Origin of the sequence: Sphingosinicella sp. (assembly GCF_052388015.1) — a bacterium.
In the GTDB taxonomy this organism is placed as follows: domain Bacteria; phylum Pseudomonadota; class Alphaproteobacteria; order Sphingomonadales; family Sphingomonadaceae; genus Allosphingosinicella.
The window spans coordinates 36992-54085 of the sequence record NZ_JBQTIN010000033.1; the positions used below are offsets into that span (position 1 = coordinate 36992).

A 17094-nucleotide genomic window follows, 5' to 3' on the forward strand; every position below is an offset into this window, starting at 1 on the left:
GCCATGCATTTCCCCGCAGCTTGTCCGGAAATTCCGGTCGCCGCATTGGCGCCGGCGCTTGTTTATCACCGGGACCAGCTCGGGTTCGCCGTCGACTGGTCGGACGATGAGCTCGGCCTCGCCGGCCTGTCGCGCGACGACGCCCGGCTGTTCATGAGCGACGCGGGCTATCGATCCGGGCGCGGGAACCGGGCACCGATCGTCCTCTGGCTGAACCTTTCCAGCCGTGCCGAGATCGACGCTCTCCACGCAGAGTGGCAAGCCGCGGGCGCGCATATCGCGGACGCTCCCGCCGCAAAGCCCTACAAGCTCTACGAATTTTTCGCGCGGGACATCGACGGGAATGTCCTTCGCGTCTTCTACGATTTCGGCTGGGAGGAGGCTGGCGCGGCGCAACCATAAGCCGAGCTTATCACTTTGGCCGCAGCTTTCGTGACGCGCCCGCGGCTCCGCCTTCTATATCCGCAGCGCATGATCCCCGCGCCCGCCATGAATCGTCAGGACTGGACGATCCTGCTCGCCCTTTCGGTGATCTGGGGCGGGTCGTTTTTCTTCATCGAGGTCGCGCTCGGCTCGTTCGGGCCGCTGAGCCTGGTGCTGGTGCGCGTGGCGCTGGCGGCGGCGTTCCTCTGGCTGTTCCTGGCGGTGCGGCGCGAGCGCATGGCGCTGCCGGCCGGCGCGGCGACGGCGCTGCTGATCCTCGCTTTGCTCAACAACGTGATCCCGTTCATTCTCTTCGCCAAGGCGCAGCAGGAGATCAGCGGCGGGCTCGGCTCGATCCTCAACGCGACGACGCCAATCTGGGGCGTGATCGTCGCCCATGCCTTCACCGCCGACGAGAAAGCGACGCCCGGCAAGGTGGCGGGCGTCATCCTCGGCTTCGGCGGGGTCGCGGTGATGATCGGCGTGGATTTTCTCGCCGGGATCGGCGCGAACGTGGTCGCGCAGCTCGAATGTTTGGGGGCGACGCTCTGCTACGCGCTGGCCGGCGTCTATGCGCGGCGGTTCAAGGCGATGGGCGTGCCGCCGGTGGCGGTCGCGACCGGGCAGCTCACCGCCGCGACCCTGGTGATGCTGCCGCTCGTCCTGTTGTTCGAGCCGCCCTGGAACGCGACGATGCCGACGCCCCAGGCCTGGGCGGCGCTCGCCGGGCTGGCTTTGGTCTGCACCAGCTTCGCCTACATCCTCTATTTCCGCCTGCTCGCCTCGGCCGGCGCGACCAACTCGCTGCTCGTCACCTTCCTGATCCCGATCAGCGCGATCCTGCTCGGCGCGCTGCTGCTCGGCGAGCGGCTCGAGCCCCGCCACTTCGCCGGCATGGCGCTGATCGGGCTGGGGCTGGCGGCGATCGACGGGCGATTGTGGGCGCGTGTGCGGCGGAGGCGGCCGGTTCAGATCTGACTGCCTCGAAGCAGGGCGCCTGCTGGGCGGCGGCGAGGTGACTCAGAGCGTATATCTGTCGCGGCAGTCCGCGGAACCGTCGCCGACCGGTCGGCGGTTCGCGACTTGTGGCTGCAAATCGACTCGGAGGTTACGAACACTCGCCCGCCCCGCCACAGCTATAATTTCGACAAGGATTTCATATCGTAGCTCCGGGTCTGGCCGCACGTTCAAGATCGGCTCCCGCCCAAGCATCAGAAAGTCCAGACGCTGTCGAAGGTCGATCAAATCACACAGCTGTCTACCGTCGAATGTCAGGTGCCCGGCGCGATCTATTTCCAGCCTATGGGTTGGGCTGCCGGTTCGAGATAGTTGTCGAAGATGCTGGTCGTTCAACTCAAGCAGGATGCCGTGTGTCTGGGTCGGGATCGACGGGAGCAGGGCTCCGAAAATGGCGAGAAGCGTGGTCGCCAAGATGAGGAGGGCAGCGCGAATATGAATAAGCGCCGCCCGCGCCTCCGCGCCAAGAACGCCCGGGCCGATCATAATGAGACATTATTACATTATGTTCGCCAGGATGGAAAGTGGCCGCGCATCATGTGGTCTTTGAACATCCCCGCCCTCAACGCGGTGTTGAGCCTCGCTCCGCCTCGCCCAACAACCGCGTCGTCCGCTCGTCCCCCCACTCGGCCATGCCGGTCATCCGCCAGACCTCGCGGCCTTCAGCATCGTAGAGGATGGTCGTCGGCAGGGTGTCGACGCGCAGCGCCATCATGATGTCGAGCCGCGGATCGAGATAGGGCTGGAGCCGCTGGAAGCTGCGCGCCGCGAAGAAGCGGGTGACGGCCTCGCGGCCGTCCGTATCCTGGCTGATCGCCAGCACCTGCATCCGCTCCGCCTCGCGCGCGGCGAGCCGGTCGAGCGCCGGCATCTCGACGATGCAGGGGCCGCACCAGGTCGCCCAGAGATTGACCAGCAGCGGACGTCCCCGGAATGCCGCGAGGCTGGTTGGGCGCCCTTGCGGGTCCTGGAACTGGGTTGTCGGCGCCGCCGTGCCGGCATGGCTGCGGTCGAGCCGGCCGGTGGGATAGCGCGCAGCCGCCGCTCCGGCTGCATTGGCTTGATTGGCCGCTTCGCCTTGCGGGGCACCGGCGCCTTGCCTATCGCAGCCGGCCAGCGCAAGGCTCATCGCCAGAGCGGGGAGAGAAGAGATTACGAGCCGCAAGGACCAGGACTCCAGCGCGATGTGGGGCGGGCGCTTCGCTGAAGGTCCCGCGGCGGTGATGCGCGAGATAAATGCCTCGATCGGCTTCGACAAGCGGCTGTGGCGGCAGGACATCGCGGCGAGCAAGGTCCATGTCGCGATGCTGGCGGCGCAGGGCATCGTCGACCAAGCCGACGCCGACGCGATCGAGGAGGGGCTCGACCGGATCGCCGATGACTATGAAGCGGACGGCGTGCCGGAGGATGCGAGCCTTGAGGACATCCACATGCATGTCGAGGCGCGGCTGGCCGAGCTGATCGGCCCGGCGGCGGGACGGCTGCACACCGCCCGCTCGCGCAACGACCAGGTCGCGACCGACTTCCGCCTCTGGGTGCGCGACGCGATCGACGAGGCGGGCGCGGGCATCGCGGCGCTGCAGCGGGCGCTGGTGAGTCGCGCGGCCGAGCATGCCGGGACGGTGATGCCCGGCTTCACGCATTTGCAGGCCGCCCAGCCGGTGACGCTCGGCCACCATCTGATGGCTTATTACGAGATGCTTCGGCGGGACCGCTCGCGCTTCGCCGACGCGCGGGCGCGGTTGAACGAGAGCCCGCTGGGGAGCGCGGCGCTCGCCGGCACCGGCTTCCCGGTCGACCGCGAGGCGACGGCGCTGGCGCTCGGCTTCGACCGGCCGACGGCGAACAGCCTCGACGCGGTCTCGGACCGCGATTTCGCGCTCGATTATCTGATGAGCGCGACGCAGTGCGCGCTGCATTTGTCGCGGCTGGCCGAGGAGCTGATCCTCTGGGCGAGCCAGCCCTTCGGCTTCGTGCAGCTGTCGGACGCCTGGTCCACCGGCTCCTCGATCATGCCGCAGAAGCGCAACCCGGACGCCGCCGAGCTGACGCGGGGTCATTCCGGCCGCATCCTCGGCGCGATGGCCTCGCTGTGCGTCACCATGAAGGGCCTGCCGCTCGCTTATTCGAAGGACATGCAGGACGACAAGCAGCCGGTGTTCGACGCGCACGATCTGCTCGGCCTCTGCCTCGCGGCGATGACCGGCATGATCGAGAGCGCGGCCTTCCAGTCCGAGCGGATGCGCGCCCTCGCCGCCGCCGGCCACGCGACCGCGACCGATCTCGCCGACTGGCTGGTGCGTGAGGCGGGCGTGCCGTTCCGCGAGGCGCATCACATCACCGGCCGGGCGGTGAAGCTGGCCGACAAGGCGGGCGTGGCCCTGTGGGAGCTGACCATCGACCAGCTCCGTTCGGTCGACGAACGGATCGGCCCGGCGGTTTTCGATGTGCTTTCGCCCGACGCCTCGGTTAAAAGCCGCACGAGCTACGGCGGCACTGCGCCGGCCCGGGTCCGGGAGCGGATCGCGGCGGCGCGCAAGGAACTGGGCATAAGCGGATGAAACGGATCGGGCTGACCCTGCTGACGGCGGCGGCGCTCGCCGGCTGCGGCCTGCGCGAGCCGCTGCAGCCGCCGCCCGGCGCCAGCCTGCCGGTCGCGCCGGCGGCCTCGCGCACGCGGCCGGACGCGCAGGCTTTGCTCGCCCAGCCGCCGATCACCCGCCCGGCCCGGGTCGACGAGATCGTTCGCCGCTCCGAATTGCGCGACGAGGACCGGTTCGATCTGCCGCCGCCGGAGGTGCCGGCCGGCGTCGTGCCGATCCCGATCGAGAATAGCGATCCACAAGGCGCAGGACCGGAATGACGTTTCACGCGATGAACAGGTGCAACGTGCCCCGCACGTTGCAGTCATGCCGGGGGCATGACGGGCCTGTTCACCATCGAGATTTCGCGTGAAACGGGTCCGTACCGCCGTCTTCCCGGTCGCCGGGCTCGGCACCCGCATCCTCCCCGCCACCAAGGCGATGCCGAAGGAGATGCTGACGATCGTCGATCGGCCGCTGATCCAATATGCGGTCGAGGAGGCGCTGGAGGCGGGCGTCGAGCGCTTCGTCTTCGTCACCGGGCGCGGCAAGAGCGCGCTCGTCGACCATTTCGACATCGCCTACGAGCTCGAGACAGTGATGACGTCGCGCGGCAAGTCGCTCGATCGGCTCGGGGGCACCCGCTTCCAGCCCGGCGCCCTGGTCTCGGTCCGCCAGCAGGAGCCGCTGGGGCTCGGCCACGCCGTCTGGTGCGCGCGCGAGATCGTCGGCGACGAACCGTTCGCCGTGTTGCTCCCCGACGATCTGATGGTCGGCAAGCCGAACTGCCTCGCCCAGATGGTCGAGGCCTATGAGAAGGTCGGCGGCAACATCGTCTGCGCGCAGGATGTGCCGCGCGAGCGCACCCAAAGCTACGGCATCGTCACGCCCGGCGCGTCCGACGGGCCGCTGACCGAGGTTCGGGGACTGGTCGAGAAGCCGCAGCCGGAGGACGCGCCCTCCACGCTCGGCGTTGTCGGCCGCTACATCCTCCAGCCCGAGGTGATGGCGATCCTCGGCCGGATCGGGAAGGGCAGCGGCGGCGAAATCCAGCTCACCGACGGCATGGCGGAGCTGATCGGAACGCAGCCCTTCCACGCCTTCACCTTCGCCGGCGAACGGCACGATTGCGGCGACGCGGGCGGCTTCGTCGTCGCCAATCTCGCGCTCGCGCTCGGCCGCGCCGATCTCGCGCCCCGGGTGCGCGCCTTCCTGGCCTCGCGCGACTGATGGAAGGCGGCTGGCTGCTCGTCGACGGCGCCGCGCGGCGGATGAGCGCGGCGGACGCGTTGGCCTATCGCGGCCCCGGCTTCCTCTGGACTCATCTCGAAGGCCGCGACGAGCTCGACCTCGAACGGCTGAAGGCGCATGACGAAATTCCCGATGTCGCCACCAGCGCCCTGATCGCCACCGAGACCCGGCCGCGCTGCGAGCCGATCGAGGACGGCGCGATCGTCAATCTGCGCGGCCTCGGCCATCGCGACCCGCTCGATTCGGACCGGCTGGTCTCGATCCGCTTCTGGGTCACGCGCGACAAGGTGACCTCGCTCAGCCGGCGCGCGCTGGCGGCGACGCCGGTCGTGATCGCGAAGATGGAGGCGGGCAGGATCCTCGATTCGGGCGATCTGATCGCGGCCTATGCCTGGGCGATCAGCACCCAGCTCGATCCCGAAGTCGCCGCCCTCGGCGATGCGCTCGACAATGTCGAGAGCGATCTCGAGGCGACCCAGCTCTATCGCCTGCGCCGGATGATCACCGCGATCCGCTCGCAGGCGATCGGCCATCGCCGCTTCATCGCGCCCGACCGTGACGCGTTGCGCACCCTCACCGAGCAGGAATTCGACTGGCTGGGGCAGGACGACCGGCTGCACATCAATGAGGCGGCCGACCGCTTCGCCCGGATGGCCGAGGAGCTGGAGGCGGTGCGCGAGCGCGCCGCCTTGCTCCACGAGCAGATCACCGACCTGCGTGCCGAGCAGCTCGACCAGCGCAGCCTGGTGATCGCGGTGGTCGCCTTCATTTTCCTGCCGCTGACCTTCATCACGGGCCTGCTCGGCATGAACGTCGAGGGCATCCCCTATGCCCATGCGCCCTGGGCGTTCTGGGGGGTGGCGGCCTTCTGCGTCGCGGTGGGGCTGGGGGTCTTGTTCTGGTTCTACTTCCGCCAGTGGCTGCGGCGCTGACTCACGCCTCCAGCTCGACGTCCCAATAGAGATAGTCGCGCCAGCTCTCGTGGAGATAGTTGGGCGGGAAGCGGCGGCCATGCTCCTGCAATTGCCAGCTCGTCGGGCGATAGGGATGTCGCAGCAGGTTCATATGCGCCTGCCGGGGCGTGCGGCCGCCCTTCTTGAGGTTGCACGGCGCGCAGGCGGTGGCGACATTGTCCCAGGTCGTCCGGCCGCCTTGGGCGCGCGGCAGAACATGGTCGAAGGTGAGCTCCGCGATGCCGCGGCAATATTGGCATTGGAAGCGGTCGCGCAGGAACAGGTTGAACCGGGTGAAGGCGGGATATTCGCTCGGCCGGACATATTGGCGGAGCGCGATCACGCTCGGCAGCTGCATCGCCCGGCTCGGGCTGTGCACCTCGCGCTGATAGCAGGCGACGACGTCCACCCGCTCCAGAAACAGCGCCTTCACCGCCGTCTGCCAGGGCCAGAGGCTGAGCGGGTAATAAGACAGCGGCGTATAGTCGGCGTTGAGGACGAGCGCCGGACAGCCTTCGGGATGGCGGAGGAGATCCGGGTGGTACAAGGTCACAGGCTCCCGTTTCCTGGCGAAGCCGCCCCCGGAAACGCTGCCCCCGATGCCGTCACACTCGAAATCAGGGAGAAAGCGGTCTCGCGGCCGTCTTCTCCTGTCTGTCGCGGCCATTTGGCGGATGACCGTGACGCGGCCATGACACCATAGGTCGCGACTCGCGGTCAAGCACGATAATGAGGGGGCGTGCACCCGGTCACCCGCTTCGCCCCCTCGCCCACCGGCCGGCTGCATCTCGGCCACGCATATTCGGCGCTGATGGCGCATGATTTCGCCCGCGAGCGGGAGGGGACGTTCCTGCTCCGGATCGAGGATATCGATCCCGGCCGGACGCGCGCCGCCTTCGTGGACGGGATTTTCGAGGACCTGCTCTGGCTCGGCCTCGAATGGGACGGCGAGCTCGTCTACCAGTCGGAGCGGCTCGATCTCTATGCCGCGGCGCTGGAAACTCTGAAGCGCCAGAATCTGATCTATCCCTGCTGTTGTACGCGCGCCGACATCGCCGCGAGCACCAGCGCCCCGCACGGCCCTGAAAGGCAGGTCTACCCGGGCACCTGTCGCGGCCTGGCCGAGCCCGATCTCGATCGGCCGCATGCCTGGCGGCTCGACGTGGCGAAGGCGATGGCCCGCGCCGGGCCGCTCTACTGGATGGATGACCATACCGAGGCGCAGGCGGAGCCGGAAAGGTTCGGCGACGTGGTCCTCGCCCGCAAGGACGCGCCGGCGAGCTACCATCTCGCGGTGACGGTGGACGATGCGGCGCAGGGCGTCACCGACGTGGTGCGCGGGCGCGATCTTTACGCCTGCACCGATGTCCACCGGCTGCTCCAGGCTTTGCTCGATCTGCCGACGCCAGCCTATCACCACCATGTGCTGCTTGCCGATGCAGAAGGCGGCCGGCTCGCCAAAAGGCACGGCGCGCCGACCATTGCCGATCTGCGCGATCAGGGCATGGACCCGGCGGAACTGGTCGAAGGCCTGCGCGCCGGGCGTTTGCCCTTTGGCTATTCGCTCGGACGGGATTAGAGGGGCGCCATGCGCATCGTTCTCGTCATCCTGCTCGTCCTCGCCGCCCTGGCGACCCTGTTCGTATTGATCCGCGGCGTCGTCACCATGGCCGGCGGCAAGGACATTACCGGGCAGCGCTCGCAGGAGCTGATGCGCAAGCGGGTGCTCTTTCAGGCGATCGCGATCTTCATCGCCGTCCTGCTGCTGCTGGTCGCCAGCGGCCGCTAGCCTTGGTCAAACTCAACAGGATCTACACCCGCACCGGCGATGCCGGCCAGACCGGCCTGGTCGACGGCTCGCGCGTCTCCAAGGCCGATCCGCGCATGGCCGCGATCGGCGATGTCGACGAGGCCAATTGCGCGATCGGCGTCGCATTGCTCGCGATCGGCGACGAGCAGGCGAAAGCCATGCTGTCGCGCATCCAGAACGAATTGTTCGATCTCGGCGCCGATCTCGCCACGCCCGAGGGGATAGACGGCGCGCTCCGCATCCTGCCCGATCAGATCGCGCGGCTGGAGCGCGAGATCGACCGGATGAACGAGGATCTGGAGCCGCTCCGAAGCTTCATTCTCCCCGGCGGCGAAGGCGGCTCGGCGGAATTGCACCGCGCGCGGGCCGTGACGCGCCGCGCCGAGCGCTCCGCGGTCGCTGGGGCGGATGCGTTTCGCCCGGACGCGCTCACCTATCTCAATCGCCTCTCGGACCATTTGTTCGTGCTCGCGCGTTGGCTGGCGCGTGATGAGGGGGATATTCTCTGGCAGCCCGGCGCGACGCGCTGAGATTTGTTCTTCTTTTGTGCCGGAACCCTGCTATAGCGGCGCAGCGGGAGGCGCTTGATGGCGACGCAGGCCAAGGCAGGGACTGAACCAGGTCTCGCGGACCGCCTTCGGGCGGTCCGAAGCCTCAGTGCGGCGATCGCCGCGCCGCTTTCGGAGGCCGAATCCTGCCTTCAGCCGATGCCGGACGCCTCGCCGGCCAAATGGCATTTGGCGCATACAACCTGGTTCTTCGAGACCTTCCTGCTGCGCGACCATGTGCCGGGCTATCGCCTCCATGACGAACGCCACGCCTTCCTCTTCAACTCTTATTATGAAGGCGAGGGCGACCGGCACCCGCGCGCCGAGCGCGGACTGATCGCCAGTCCAACACTCGACGAAGTGCGCGATTGGCGCGCCGTCGTCGACGCCGCCCTGATTGATGCCATTGATGATTTGCCGGCCGAGCTGATCGAGCTCGGCCTCAACCATGAACAGCAGCATCAGGAATTGATGCTGATGGACCTCACAGCCGCGCTCGCCGCCGAGCCTTCGCGCCCCGCCTTGTGGGACGCCGTGCCCGCGCCACCCGCCGCCTTGCCGCCGCCGATCCGCTGGATCGAGGGACGGGAAGGGATAGCCGAAATCGGGCAGGCCGGGCCGGGCTTCGCCTTCGACAACGAAGGGCCGCGCCATCGGGCTCTGCTCCATCCGCACGCCTTGGCCGATCGGCCGGTGACCAATGCGGAATGGATCGGCTTCATCCATGCTGGCGGCTATCGCGATCCCCTGCTCTGGCTCGCCGACGGCTGGGCCTGGGTGCGGGCGGAGGATGTCGAGGCGCCGCTTTACTGGTCGCGGAGCGGGGATGGCTGGGCCCGCTTCGGCCTCGACGGGACGCGGCCGGTCGATCCTGGCGCGCCGGTTTGCCACATTTCCTATTACGAAGCGGACGCTTATGCCCGCTGGGCCGGGGCTCGCCTGCCGACCGAGGCGGAATGGGAGGTCGCGGCCGAGCGCTTCGACCCGGATTCGGGCAATCAGCTCGACGCCGCCGGCCCGGTGCGGCCGTTGTCCTCGGAAGGCTGTGGCCTTCGCCAGATGTTCGGCGACGTCTGGGAATGGACCGGCTCGGCCTATCTTCCCTATCCCGGCTTCCGGCCGGCGGCGGGCGCGGTCGGCGAATATAATGGCAAGTTCATGTGCTCGCAGATGGTGCTTCGGGGCGGCTGCTGCGCGACCCCGCGCGGCCATGTGCGGGCGAGCTACCGCAACTTCTTCTATCCTCATCAGCGCTGGATGTTCTCCGGCCTCAGGCTGGCGAAGGATTTGTGATGGACGCGGTGACGACCGTCCGCGCCGATCCGGCCTTCCGCGCCGACGTGCTCGCCGGCCTCGCCGCGCCGATCCCGGCAGTGCCGGCGCGCTGGTTCTACGATCATCGCGGCTCGAAATTGTTCGAGGCGATCACCCGTCTCCCCGAATATTATCCGACCCGAACGGAAACGGCGCTGCTCGAGCGGCACAGCGGCGAGATCGCGGCGCTGTCGGCGCGGAACGCGGCGATCATCGAGTTCGGCTCGGGCTCCTCGGCCAAGACCCCGATCCTGCTCCGCGCCGTCGCGCCGGCCGCCTATGTGCCGATCGACATCAGCGGCGATTTCCTGCGCGAATCCGCCGCCGCGCTCCAGGCCGAGTTCCCGGCCCTGCCGATCCATCCGGTCGAGGCCGATTTCACGGGCAGCCTTGCCTTGCCGGAGGCGATCGCCGGCCTCCCACGCCTCGGCTTCTTCCCGGGCTCGACGATCGGCAATCTGGTCGCGCGCACCGCCGTCGATCTGCTGCGGGCGATGAAGGAGACACTGGGCGAAGGATCGCGGCTGCTGATCGGCATGGACCGGATCAAGTCGGTCGAGGTGCTGCTCGCCGCCTATGACGACGCGGCCGGCGTCACCGCCGCGTTCAATCTCAACCTCCTCCACCGCATCAACACGGAGCTCGACGGCGACATCCCCGTAGAAGCCTTCCGCCACCGCGCGATCTGGAACGACGAAATGAGCCGGATCGAGATGCATCTGGAAGCGGTGCGCGACGTCGCCTTCACCGTGTCCGGCCAGCGCTTTTCATTCGGCGCAGGCGAGACGATCCACACCGAGAACAGCCACAAATATGGCCATCGCGACAGCCGGCTGATGCTGCGCGCCGCCGGCTGGGGCGTGATCGAGGAGTGGACGGACGAGAAGCAATGGTTCTCGATCATCCTCGCCGAAGCCGAGCCGCCCCGCTTCGCGCCCTGATCGGCTCCCCGTTGCTCGGTTGAAGCCGCGCCGCTAGAGGCGGGGCCTCGCCCGGAGGGAACCAAGCTTGAACTTCGTCATAGCCCTGTTCGGCATCGCGGACCTGCTGCTCACGGTCGCGATGTATGTCATCATCATTCAGGCGATCCTGTCCTGGCTGGTCGCGTTCAACGTGATCAACCTGCACAACGATTTCATGCGCTCGTTCCTGCGCGCGCTCGACCGGATGACGGAGCCCCTCTACCGGCCGTTCCGCAAGATTCTGCCCGATTTCGGCGGCCTCGATTTCTCGCCGATGATCGTGCTGCTGCTGATCATCATAGTGAAGAATTATCTGTTGCCGGCCGCGATCCTCTCGATCGCGCAATAGGCGGGCCGATGAGCGCGGCGCGGATCGACGGCAAGGCATTCGCGGCTGGCTTGCGCGAGCGCGTTGCGGCGGGCGTCAGGGCTTTCGAACCGGCGACGGGCCGCAAGCCGGGCCTCGCCGTCGTGCTGGTCGGCGATGATCCGGCGAGCCAGGTCTATGTCCGCGCCAAGGGCAAGGCGACGCTGGAAGCGGGAATGGCGAGCTTCGAGCACCGCCTGCCGGATTCGACGCGCCAGGCCGAGCTGATCGACCTCGTCCAGTCGCTCGATGCGGACGAGACGGTGGACGGCATCCTCGTCCAGCTGCCGCTGCCCGGCCGGATCGACGAGGCGGCGGTGATCGCCGCGATCGATCCGGCCAAAGATGTCGACGGCTTCACGACCGAAAATGCCGGCCGGCTGGCGGTCGGCGGCGCGGCGATGGTTCCCTGCACGCCGCTCGGCTGCCTGATGCTGCTGAAAGACCGGCTCGGCGACCTCACGGGCCTGGAGGCGGTGGTGATCGGCCGCTCGAACATCGTCGGCAAGCCGATGGCGCAGCTGCTGCTGCGCGAGAATTGCACCGTCACCATCGCCCATAGCCGCACCCGCGACCTGCCTGCCGTGACGCGCCGCGCAGACATCGTCGTCGCGGCGGTCGGGCGGCCGGAGATGGTGAAGGGCGACTGGCTGAAGCCCGGGGCGACGGTGATCGACGTCGGCATCAACCGTCTCCCGAAGGCCGACGGCGGCACGCGGCTGGTCGGCGACGTGGACTATGTCAGCGCGAGCGAAGTCGCCGGCGCGATCACGCCGGTGCCGGGCGGCGTCGGGCCGATGACGATCGCCGTTCTGCTCCGCAACACCCTGGTCGCCGCGCATCGCCGCGCCGGCCTGCCGCCGCCGGAGAGGCTATGAGCGCGCTCTTCATCTCCGCCTTCGTCACCTTTCTGGTGGTGATCGATCCGCCCGGCTGCGCGCCGATCTTCGCCGGCCTCACCCGAGAGGCGAGCGCGGCCCAGCGCCGCTCGATGGCGATCCGCTCCGTGCTGATCGCGGCCGGCATCCTGCTCTTCTTCGCTTTGCTCGGCGAGGATCTGCTCGGCGCGCTCGGCGTCTCGCTCTCGGCCTTCCGCATCGCCGGCGGTATCATGCTGTTCCTGATCGCGATCGACATGGTGTTCGAGAAGCGCACCGAGCGGCGCGAGAACCGGGCCGAGGAAGTGGCGGCGAGCGAGGTGGACGACGTGTCGGTGTTCCCGATGGCGATCCCGATGATCGCCGGCCCGGGCTCGATCGCCTCGGCGATGCTGCTCACCGCCCGCGCCGACGGCCTTGCCGCGACGGCGGTTGTGCTCGGCGCGCTGCTCGCGGTGCTGGTGCTGACGCTGGTCGCTTTGCTCGCCGCCGGGCCGTTGATGCGGCTGCTCGGCCATAAGATGGAGGCGATGATCACGCGGCTGCTCGGCGTCATCCTCGCCGCGCTCGCCACCCAGTTCGTGATCGACGGGATCGAGCGCAGCTTCAGCTAGCGCGCGGCTGCTGCGGAGGTTGGGACGCGGGCTGACGGATCACCCGCCACATCCGGAACGGCGAATCCGCCGGCAGCTGCACCCGTTGCAGCCAGCTCGGCACCTGATCACTGGCGATCTGGGCGTAGAAGCCCTGCGGCGCCTCGGAGCGGTAGATCGTCGCCTCGGACATGTTCGGGCAGATCAGAACATAGTCGATCCGGTAGCGGTCGACCGTCGCGCGGGCATTGGCGACATTGCCGCGCCAGGCGCGCATCACGTCGAGGATCTGCCGTGAATTGCGGTGATAGGGGCCGATGACCGCATTCTGCGGTGTCACCGTGATCAGCCGCGGGCCGAGATCGACGAAGGTGAGGATATTGCCTTGCGGCTGCAGCGCCACTGGCCTCAGGTCGTGCATCGTCGAGCAGCGCCAGTTGGCGACGTTGACCGACTGTCGATAGGCGCTGGGCGGCTCTTCCGGCCAGAGCATTGAAAGGTAGCCGCTCGCCAGCCCTGAGACGGTGAGGAAGGCAAGGACCACGCCGCCGACCCGCACGATCATGTAGCGCAGGCTCATCAGCCAGAGGATCGCCGCCCAGGCGAGCGCGGTCGCGCCGGGCGCGGACAGCATCTGCGCCGCCGGCCCGGCCCGGGTCTGCCAGAGCAGCAAGGCGGCGGCGAGCAAGGCCGGCGCGGCGACCGAGGCCCAGCCGATCAGCCGCTTCGTGTCCTTGCGGTCGACCCAAAGCATCAAAGCGTAGCCGATCAGGCCGGCGATCGGCAGGGTCACGATCTGGATCGTGGTGTCGAAGCCGTGACCATAGACCGGCATCGCCTCGCGCACCTTGCTGAGCCACAGCCGGTCGAGCTCTGGCGGCACCCGTTCGAGACGGCCGAGGCAGTCGGGCCAGACAAGGATGAAGGCGCCGGCGATGAGACCGCCGGCGAGCGCCGCGAGACCGAGCCGCCACGCCCAGTGCCGCGGGCTCGCCATCGCGAGCAGCACCGCCGCGGCGCCGGCGGCGAGCATCGCCGACAGCCAGACCGGCGAGAGCGCGTCGCAAACCGGCATGCGGTTGGCGTAGGAGGCGAAGGCGGCGAAGCCGAGCGCGCAGCCGCCGGCCAGCGACACGCCATAGGCGAACAGCCGTTTCGCTTCCTCGCGGTCGCGGATCCAGCGCAAGCCGATCGTCACGCCGGCGACGGCGAGATAAAGCAGCATCTCCAGCCCGATCGCGAGCGAGACGGCGGTCGCCGCGCCGGCGATCGCGCCGCCGCGCGCGCGCCTCGTATCGGTGAGCGCCATCACCGTCACCGCCAGCATGGCGAGCTGCCAGCCATGATGGTCGATCCGCAAGGGCGCCCACATGCCGCGCGCCGAGCCGCCGCAGACGACCAAGGCGATCGCGATAGCGAAGGCGCCGCCGCCGATCAGCCGCCGCACGATCACCGCGGTCGCGAACATTACGACCAGCATCGGCAGCATCGGCGCGATCGCGACGGCCGCCTGCTCGGCGTCGCGGCCGCCGATCAGCGGCCCGAGAATCAGGTAGATGGCGGCGATCGGCAGGTCGACGAGCCGCGACCAATGCATGTCCGCGCCGCCCGGCGGGCTCAGCCGGTATTGCCTGAGGTCGAACCAGCCTTGCCCTGCGATCAGGTCGCGGACCTGCATCATCCGCATATTGTCGTCGGTGTCGCCGAGCGCGAACAGGCGGATCGCGTCCCAGCGCTCCCACAGCATGTAGGCGCAGACGGCGAGCCAGAAGACGAGGACGAGCCAGCGCCAGTGCTTCTCCGCCCAATCCCCCAGCGTCATCCCCGCATGCCCCTTCCCAAGCCGAACGCCGGTCATTAGTCGGTCGCGAGCAAAGGACAACAGGAGGCCGCGCGCGGCTCATGCACAAAGAGGGCGCGCTGAAGACGCTGTTCGGGCAATTGGTTCGGTTCGGGCTGGTCGGCGGTTTCTCGACCATCCTCTACGCCGCCATCTATTGGCCGCTGGCGACTTATGTCGTGCATCCGGTTCTGGCCGTCGTCATCGCTTTTTCCATCGCCGTCGCCATCGGCTATGTGCTGCACAGCAACTGGAGCTTTCGGGGCCACGGCAAGGGCAGCGAAGGGGGGCGGACGCAGGCCAGGTTTCTCTCCGTCCAGTCGGTCGGGATGGTGCTCAATGTGGTTTTCACCTGGGTTCTCACAGGCCCGCTCTTTCACGGTCCGACATGGTGGCCGCTCATTCCGGCGGTGCTGGTGACGCCGCTCGTGACCTTCGTCCTCAACCGCTATTGGGTGTTCGGCTGATGATCTCGCTCGCGCTCGTGCGGCTCCGGCCCACACCCCCACCCGGCCACCCCACGCCCGGGTATGCGTTGGGAGGCCGGGGGGGGGAGTGGGCCGGCGCAGTCCTTGAGAAGGCGTCCTGATGGAGCGGGTCGTCTACGACCGGATGGCGGAGCTCGACCAGGTCCATTGGTGGTACCGGGCGCGGCGCGAGATTCTTTCCGATCTCATTGCCCGGCGGATCGCGCCGCCCAAAGACGCGCGCATCCTCGAGGTCGGCTGCGGCACCGGCCACAATCTGGAGATGCTGAATCGCTTCGGACGGGTCGAGGGGATCGAGGTCGATCCGGCGGCGCGGCAGTTGGCCAGCATGCGCCTGGGGCAGCCGATCATGGACGCGCCGTTGCCCGCCCTGCCGGGCGTTCCGAACCGTGCCTACGACATGATCGCGATCCTCGACGTGATCGAGCATATCGACGAGGATGTCGCGGGCATGCGGGCGCTGGCGGGCAAGCTGAAGCCGGGCGCGAAGATGCTGATCACCGTTCCCGCCTTTCCTTGGATGTGGAGCGCGCACGACGTCGTGAACCATCACAAGCGGCGCTACACAAAATCGACGCTGCGCGCGCTTGTCGATGAGGCGGGGCTGAAGCTGGAGATGATGAGTTGGTTCAACAGCCTGCTCTTCCCGCTAGCGGCAACGGCGCGGTTGGCTGGGCGCATGACGGGTCACGAGGCCAGCGGCGACAAATTGCCGCTGGCACCGGTCAACAAGACGTTCGAATGGATATTTCGGCTGGAGCGCTACGCGCTGGGCAGGCTGCCCCTTCCGCCCGGTGTCTCACTGGTCGCGATCGCGTCCGCGCCCTGAGGCGTCGCAACATGGCCGAGCACGGGCTCGCCGCCGACCCGCCCGGCGATTTCCTGGACAATGTAGAGCGGCCGCCGCTTCGCCTCGATATACAGACGGCCGAGATATTCACCGATCATGCCGAGCACGAACATCTGCACCGTGCCGAGCACGACGACGACGAGCATCAGCGACGTCCAGCCCTGGATCGCCTGGCCGGTGAGGAAGGCGTAGACGATGTAGATCACCAGGACCAACGTCGCGCCGACGAGGCCCAGACCGACATGGCTCGCGAAGCGCAACGGCGCGGTCGAAAAGCCGGTCACCGCGTCGAGTGCGAAGCGGATCATCTTGCCGAGCGGATAGCCGGTCTCGCCGGCATGGCGCGGCGCGCGATCGTAAGGGAAAGGCGCCTGCCTGAAGCCGATCCAGGCGACCAAGCCACGAATGAACCGCGCCTGCTCCGGCAGGCTCAGCAACGCGTCAAGCGCGCGGCGGCTCATCAGCCGGAAGTCGCCGGTGTCGCGCGGAATGTCGATGTCGGCGAGTCGCGAAAGGGTACGGTAAAAGAGCTTGGCGGACCCTTTCTTGAACGCCGTTTCTCCGGCCCGGGCGCGGCGCACCGCATAAACGACATCCGCCTGTTGCTTGTCCATTTCCGCCATCATGTCGGAGAGCAGCTCCGGCGGGTCCTGGAGGTCGGCGTCAATGATCAGGATACGCTGGCCGACGCACAGGTCGAGCCCGGCGGTGAGCGCGAGCTGGTGGCCGTGATTGCGCGACAGGTTGACCGCCACGAGGCGGGGTTCGCCGGTGGCGAGCTCGCGCATGATCTCCCAGGTCCGGTCGCGCGAGCCGTCGTTGACCAGCACGATCTCATAGCCGGCGCCAACCGCGGCGGCGGCGGCGCGGGTCAGGCGTACGTGCAGCTCGCGCAGGCACGCTTCCTCATTGTAGCAGGGGACAACGATGGAAAGCGGCAATGGGGACATCAACGTCTCGGAAAGGCAAGGGGCGAGGGCATGACCGGGTTGCGATCGGCGACCCTATAGAGGACGCTGGTGCCCTCGCGCCAGATGGGCTCTAGGCCGCGCAGCAGGTCCGGATTGTGGCGCGGCGGATCGATCAGCCACACATAGTCGAAGCTCTGGCGCGGGAAATGCGCCAGCGCCTGATCGATTGTCCGCCACGGCTCGTAGCGGCAGCGCACCTCGGTGACGATCTGGCTCGCGTCCTGGATGAAATTGGCCCCCGGATCGA

General features: G+C 68.1%; 20 protein-coding genes and 1 pseudogene. 16 read left to right on the top strand and 5 right to left on the bottom strand.

The genetic code is table 11. The features are described 5' to 3' along the window. Positions 1-3: 3 nt before the first annotated feature. Positions 4-402 (top strand): VOC family protein, encoded by a 399-nt coding sequence (locus tag ACT4N3_RS02720; protein ID WP_444853671.1) that lies wholly within the window; start codon positions 4-6, stop codon positions 400-402. Between the two features lie 69 nt (positions 403-471). Continuing rightward, complete coding sequence (locus ACT4N3_RS02725) at positions 472-1401, top strand: DMT family transporter (RefSeq protein WP_444853672.1); 930 nt, start codon at positions 472-474, stop codon at positions 1399-1401. Positions 1402-2002: 601 nt separating this feature from the next. On the opposite strand, the gene ACT4N3_RS02730 is transcribed toward ACT4N3_RS02725, so the two are convergent. Continuing rightward, complete coding sequence (locus tag ACT4N3_RS02730) at positions 2003-2569, bottom strand: TlpA family protein disulfide reductase (protein WP_444853673.1); 567 nt, start codon at positions 2567-2569, stop codon at positions 2003-2005. A 55-nt stretch (positions 2570-2624) separates the two neighbouring features. On the opposite strand from ACT4N3_RS02730, the gene argH reads away from it, so the two are divergent. The 4 genes from argH to ACT4N3_RS02750 all read left to right on the top strand — a co-directional run bounded on the left by argH (position 2625) and on the right by ACT4N3_RS02750 (position 6205). Further along, positions 2625-4001: an argininosuccinate lyase gene (argH, locus tag ACT4N3_RS02735; protein WP_444853674.1), complete on the top strand. Its 1377-nt coding sequence runs from the start codon at positions 2625-2627 to the stop codon at positions 3999-4001. Then, the gene (locus ACT4N3_RS02740) at positions 3998-4303 is read left to right on the top strand and encodes a hypothetical protein (protein WP_444853675.1); all 306 of its coding nucleotides are present in this window, start codon (positions 3998-4000) and stop codon (positions 4301-4303) included. Before argH ends, ACT4N3_RS02740 begins: the two co-directional genes overlap by 4 nt. A gap of 88 nt (positions 4304-4391) precedes the next feature. Beyond that, positions 4392-5252, top strand: a complete 861-nt coding sequence (locus ACT4N3_RS02745; protein WP_444853676.1) for a UTP--glucose-1-phosphate uridylyltransferase — start codon at positions 4392-4394, stop codon at positions 5250-5252. After that, positions 5252-6205: a CorA family divalent cation transporter gene (locus ACT4N3_RS02750; protein WP_444853677.1), complete on the top strand. Its 954-nt coding sequence runs from the start codon at positions 5252-5254 to the stop codon at positions 6203-6205. Before ACT4N3_RS02745 ends, ACT4N3_RS02750 begins: the two co-directional genes overlap by 1 nt. A 1-nt stretch (position 6206) precedes the next feature. On the opposite strand, the gene ACT4N3_RS02755 is transcribed toward ACT4N3_RS02750, so the two are convergent. Further along, entirely contained in the window at positions 6207-6773 is a 567-nt protein-coding gene (locus ACT4N3_RS02755) for an HNH endonuclease (protein ID WP_444853690.1), read from the bottom strand. Positions 6774-6965: 192 nt separating this feature from the next. On the opposite strand from ACT4N3_RS02755, the gene gluQRS reads away from it, so the two are divergent. From gluQRS to ACT4N3_RS02795, 8 genes are all read left to right on the top strand, one after another. Continuing rightward, positions 6966-7805 (top strand): tRNA glutamyl-Q(34) synthetase GluQRS, encoded by an 840-nt coding sequence (gluQRS, locus tag ACT4N3_RS02760; protein ID WP_444853678.1) that lies wholly within the window; start codon positions 6966-6968, stop codon positions 7803-7805. A gap of 9 nt (positions 7806-7814) precedes the next feature. Next, the gene (locus ACT4N3_RS02765; protein ID WP_444853679.1) at positions 7815-8015 is read left to right on the top strand and encodes an HIG1 domain-containing protein; all 201 of its coding nucleotides are present in this window, start codon (positions 7815-7817) and stop codon (positions 8013-8015) included. Between the two features lie 2 nt (positions 8016-8017). After that, positions 8018-8566: a cob(I)yrinic acid a,c-diamide adenosyltransferase gene (locus ACT4N3_RS02770; protein ID WP_444853680.1), complete on the top strand. Its 549-nt coding sequence runs from the start codon at positions 8018-8020 to the stop codon at positions 8564-8566. A 57-nt stretch (positions 8567-8623) separates the two neighbouring features. After that, on the top strand, positions 8624-9877 hold the full coding sequence (gene egtB / locus ACT4N3_RS02775; protein WP_444853681.1) for an ergothioneine biosynthesis protein EgtB: 1254 nt from the start codon (positions 8624-8626) through the stop codon (positions 9875-9877). After that, positions 9877-10839 carry an L-histidine N(alpha)-methyltransferase gene (gene egtD / locus ACT4N3_RS02780; RefSeq protein WP_444853682.1) on the top strand — a complete coding sequence of 321 codons (963 nt, stop codon included), beginning with the start codon at positions 9877-9879 and terminating at the stop codon, positions 10837-10839. Before egtB ends, egtD begins: the two co-directional genes overlap by 1 nt. A gap of 67 nt (positions 10840-10906) precedes the next feature. After that, positions 10907-11209 (top strand): YggT family protein, encoded by a 303-nt coding sequence (locus tag ACT4N3_RS02785; protein ID WP_444853683.1) that lies wholly within the window; start codon positions 10907-10909, stop codon positions 11207-11209. An 8-nt stretch (positions 11210-11217) separates the two neighbouring features. Continuing rightward, a complete protein-coding gene (gene folD / locus ACT4N3_RS02790) occupies positions 11218-12105 on the top strand; it encodes a bifunctional methylenetetrahydrofolate dehydrogenase/methenyltetrahydrofolate cyclohydrolase FolD (protein WP_444853684.1) in 888 nt (295 codons plus the stop codon). Then, positions 12102-12719, top strand: coding sequence for a MarC family protein (locus tag ACT4N3_RS02795; protein WP_444853685.1), 618 nt, complete (start codon positions 12102-12104; stop codon positions 12717-12719). The genes folD and ACT4N3_RS02795 overlap by 4 nt, the downstream gene beginning before the upstream one ends. On the opposite strand, the gene ACT4N3_RS02800 is transcribed toward ACT4N3_RS02795, so the two are convergent. Further along, complete coding sequence (locus tag ACT4N3_RS02800; RefSeq protein ID WP_444853686.1) at positions 12712-14520, bottom strand: AcrB/AcrD/AcrF family protein; 1809 nt, start codon at positions 14518-14520, stop codon at positions 12712-12714. The two genes, ACT4N3_RS02795 and ACT4N3_RS02800, sit on opposite strands and share 8 nt — an antisense overlap. A gap of 80 nt (positions 14521-14600) precedes the next feature. Between ACT4N3_RS02800 and ACT4N3_RS02805 the strand changes: the two genes are divergently transcribed. Together ACT4N3_RS02805 and ACT4N3_RS02810 are read left to right on the top strand one after the other, a co-directional pair. Further along, positions 14601-15005, top strand: coding sequence for a GtrA family protein (locus ACT4N3_RS02805; RefSeq protein ID WP_444853687.1), 405 nt, complete (start codon positions 14601-14603; stop codon positions 15003-15005). 121 nt (positions 15006-15126) lie between these two features. Then, a complete protein-coding gene (locus ACT4N3_RS02810; RefSeq protein WP_444853688.1) occupies positions 15127-15855 on the top strand; it encodes a class I SAM-dependent methyltransferase in 729 nt (242 codons plus the stop codon). Here the strand turns inward: ACT4N3_RS02810 and ACT4N3_RS02815 are convergent. Further along, on the bottom strand, positions 15789-16826 hold the full coding sequence (locus tag ACT4N3_RS02815) for a glycosyltransferase family 2 protein (RefSeq protein ID WP_444853689.1): 1038 nt from the start codon (positions 16824-16826) through the stop codon (positions 15789-15791). The genes ACT4N3_RS02810 and ACT4N3_RS02815 overlap by 67 nt on opposite strands. Next, positions 16826-17094, bottom strand: a pseudogene (locus ACT4N3_RS02820) (hypothetical protein); the annotation flags it as partial. The gene ACT4N3_RS02815 and the pseudogene ACT4N3_RS02820, both read right to left, overlap by 1 nt.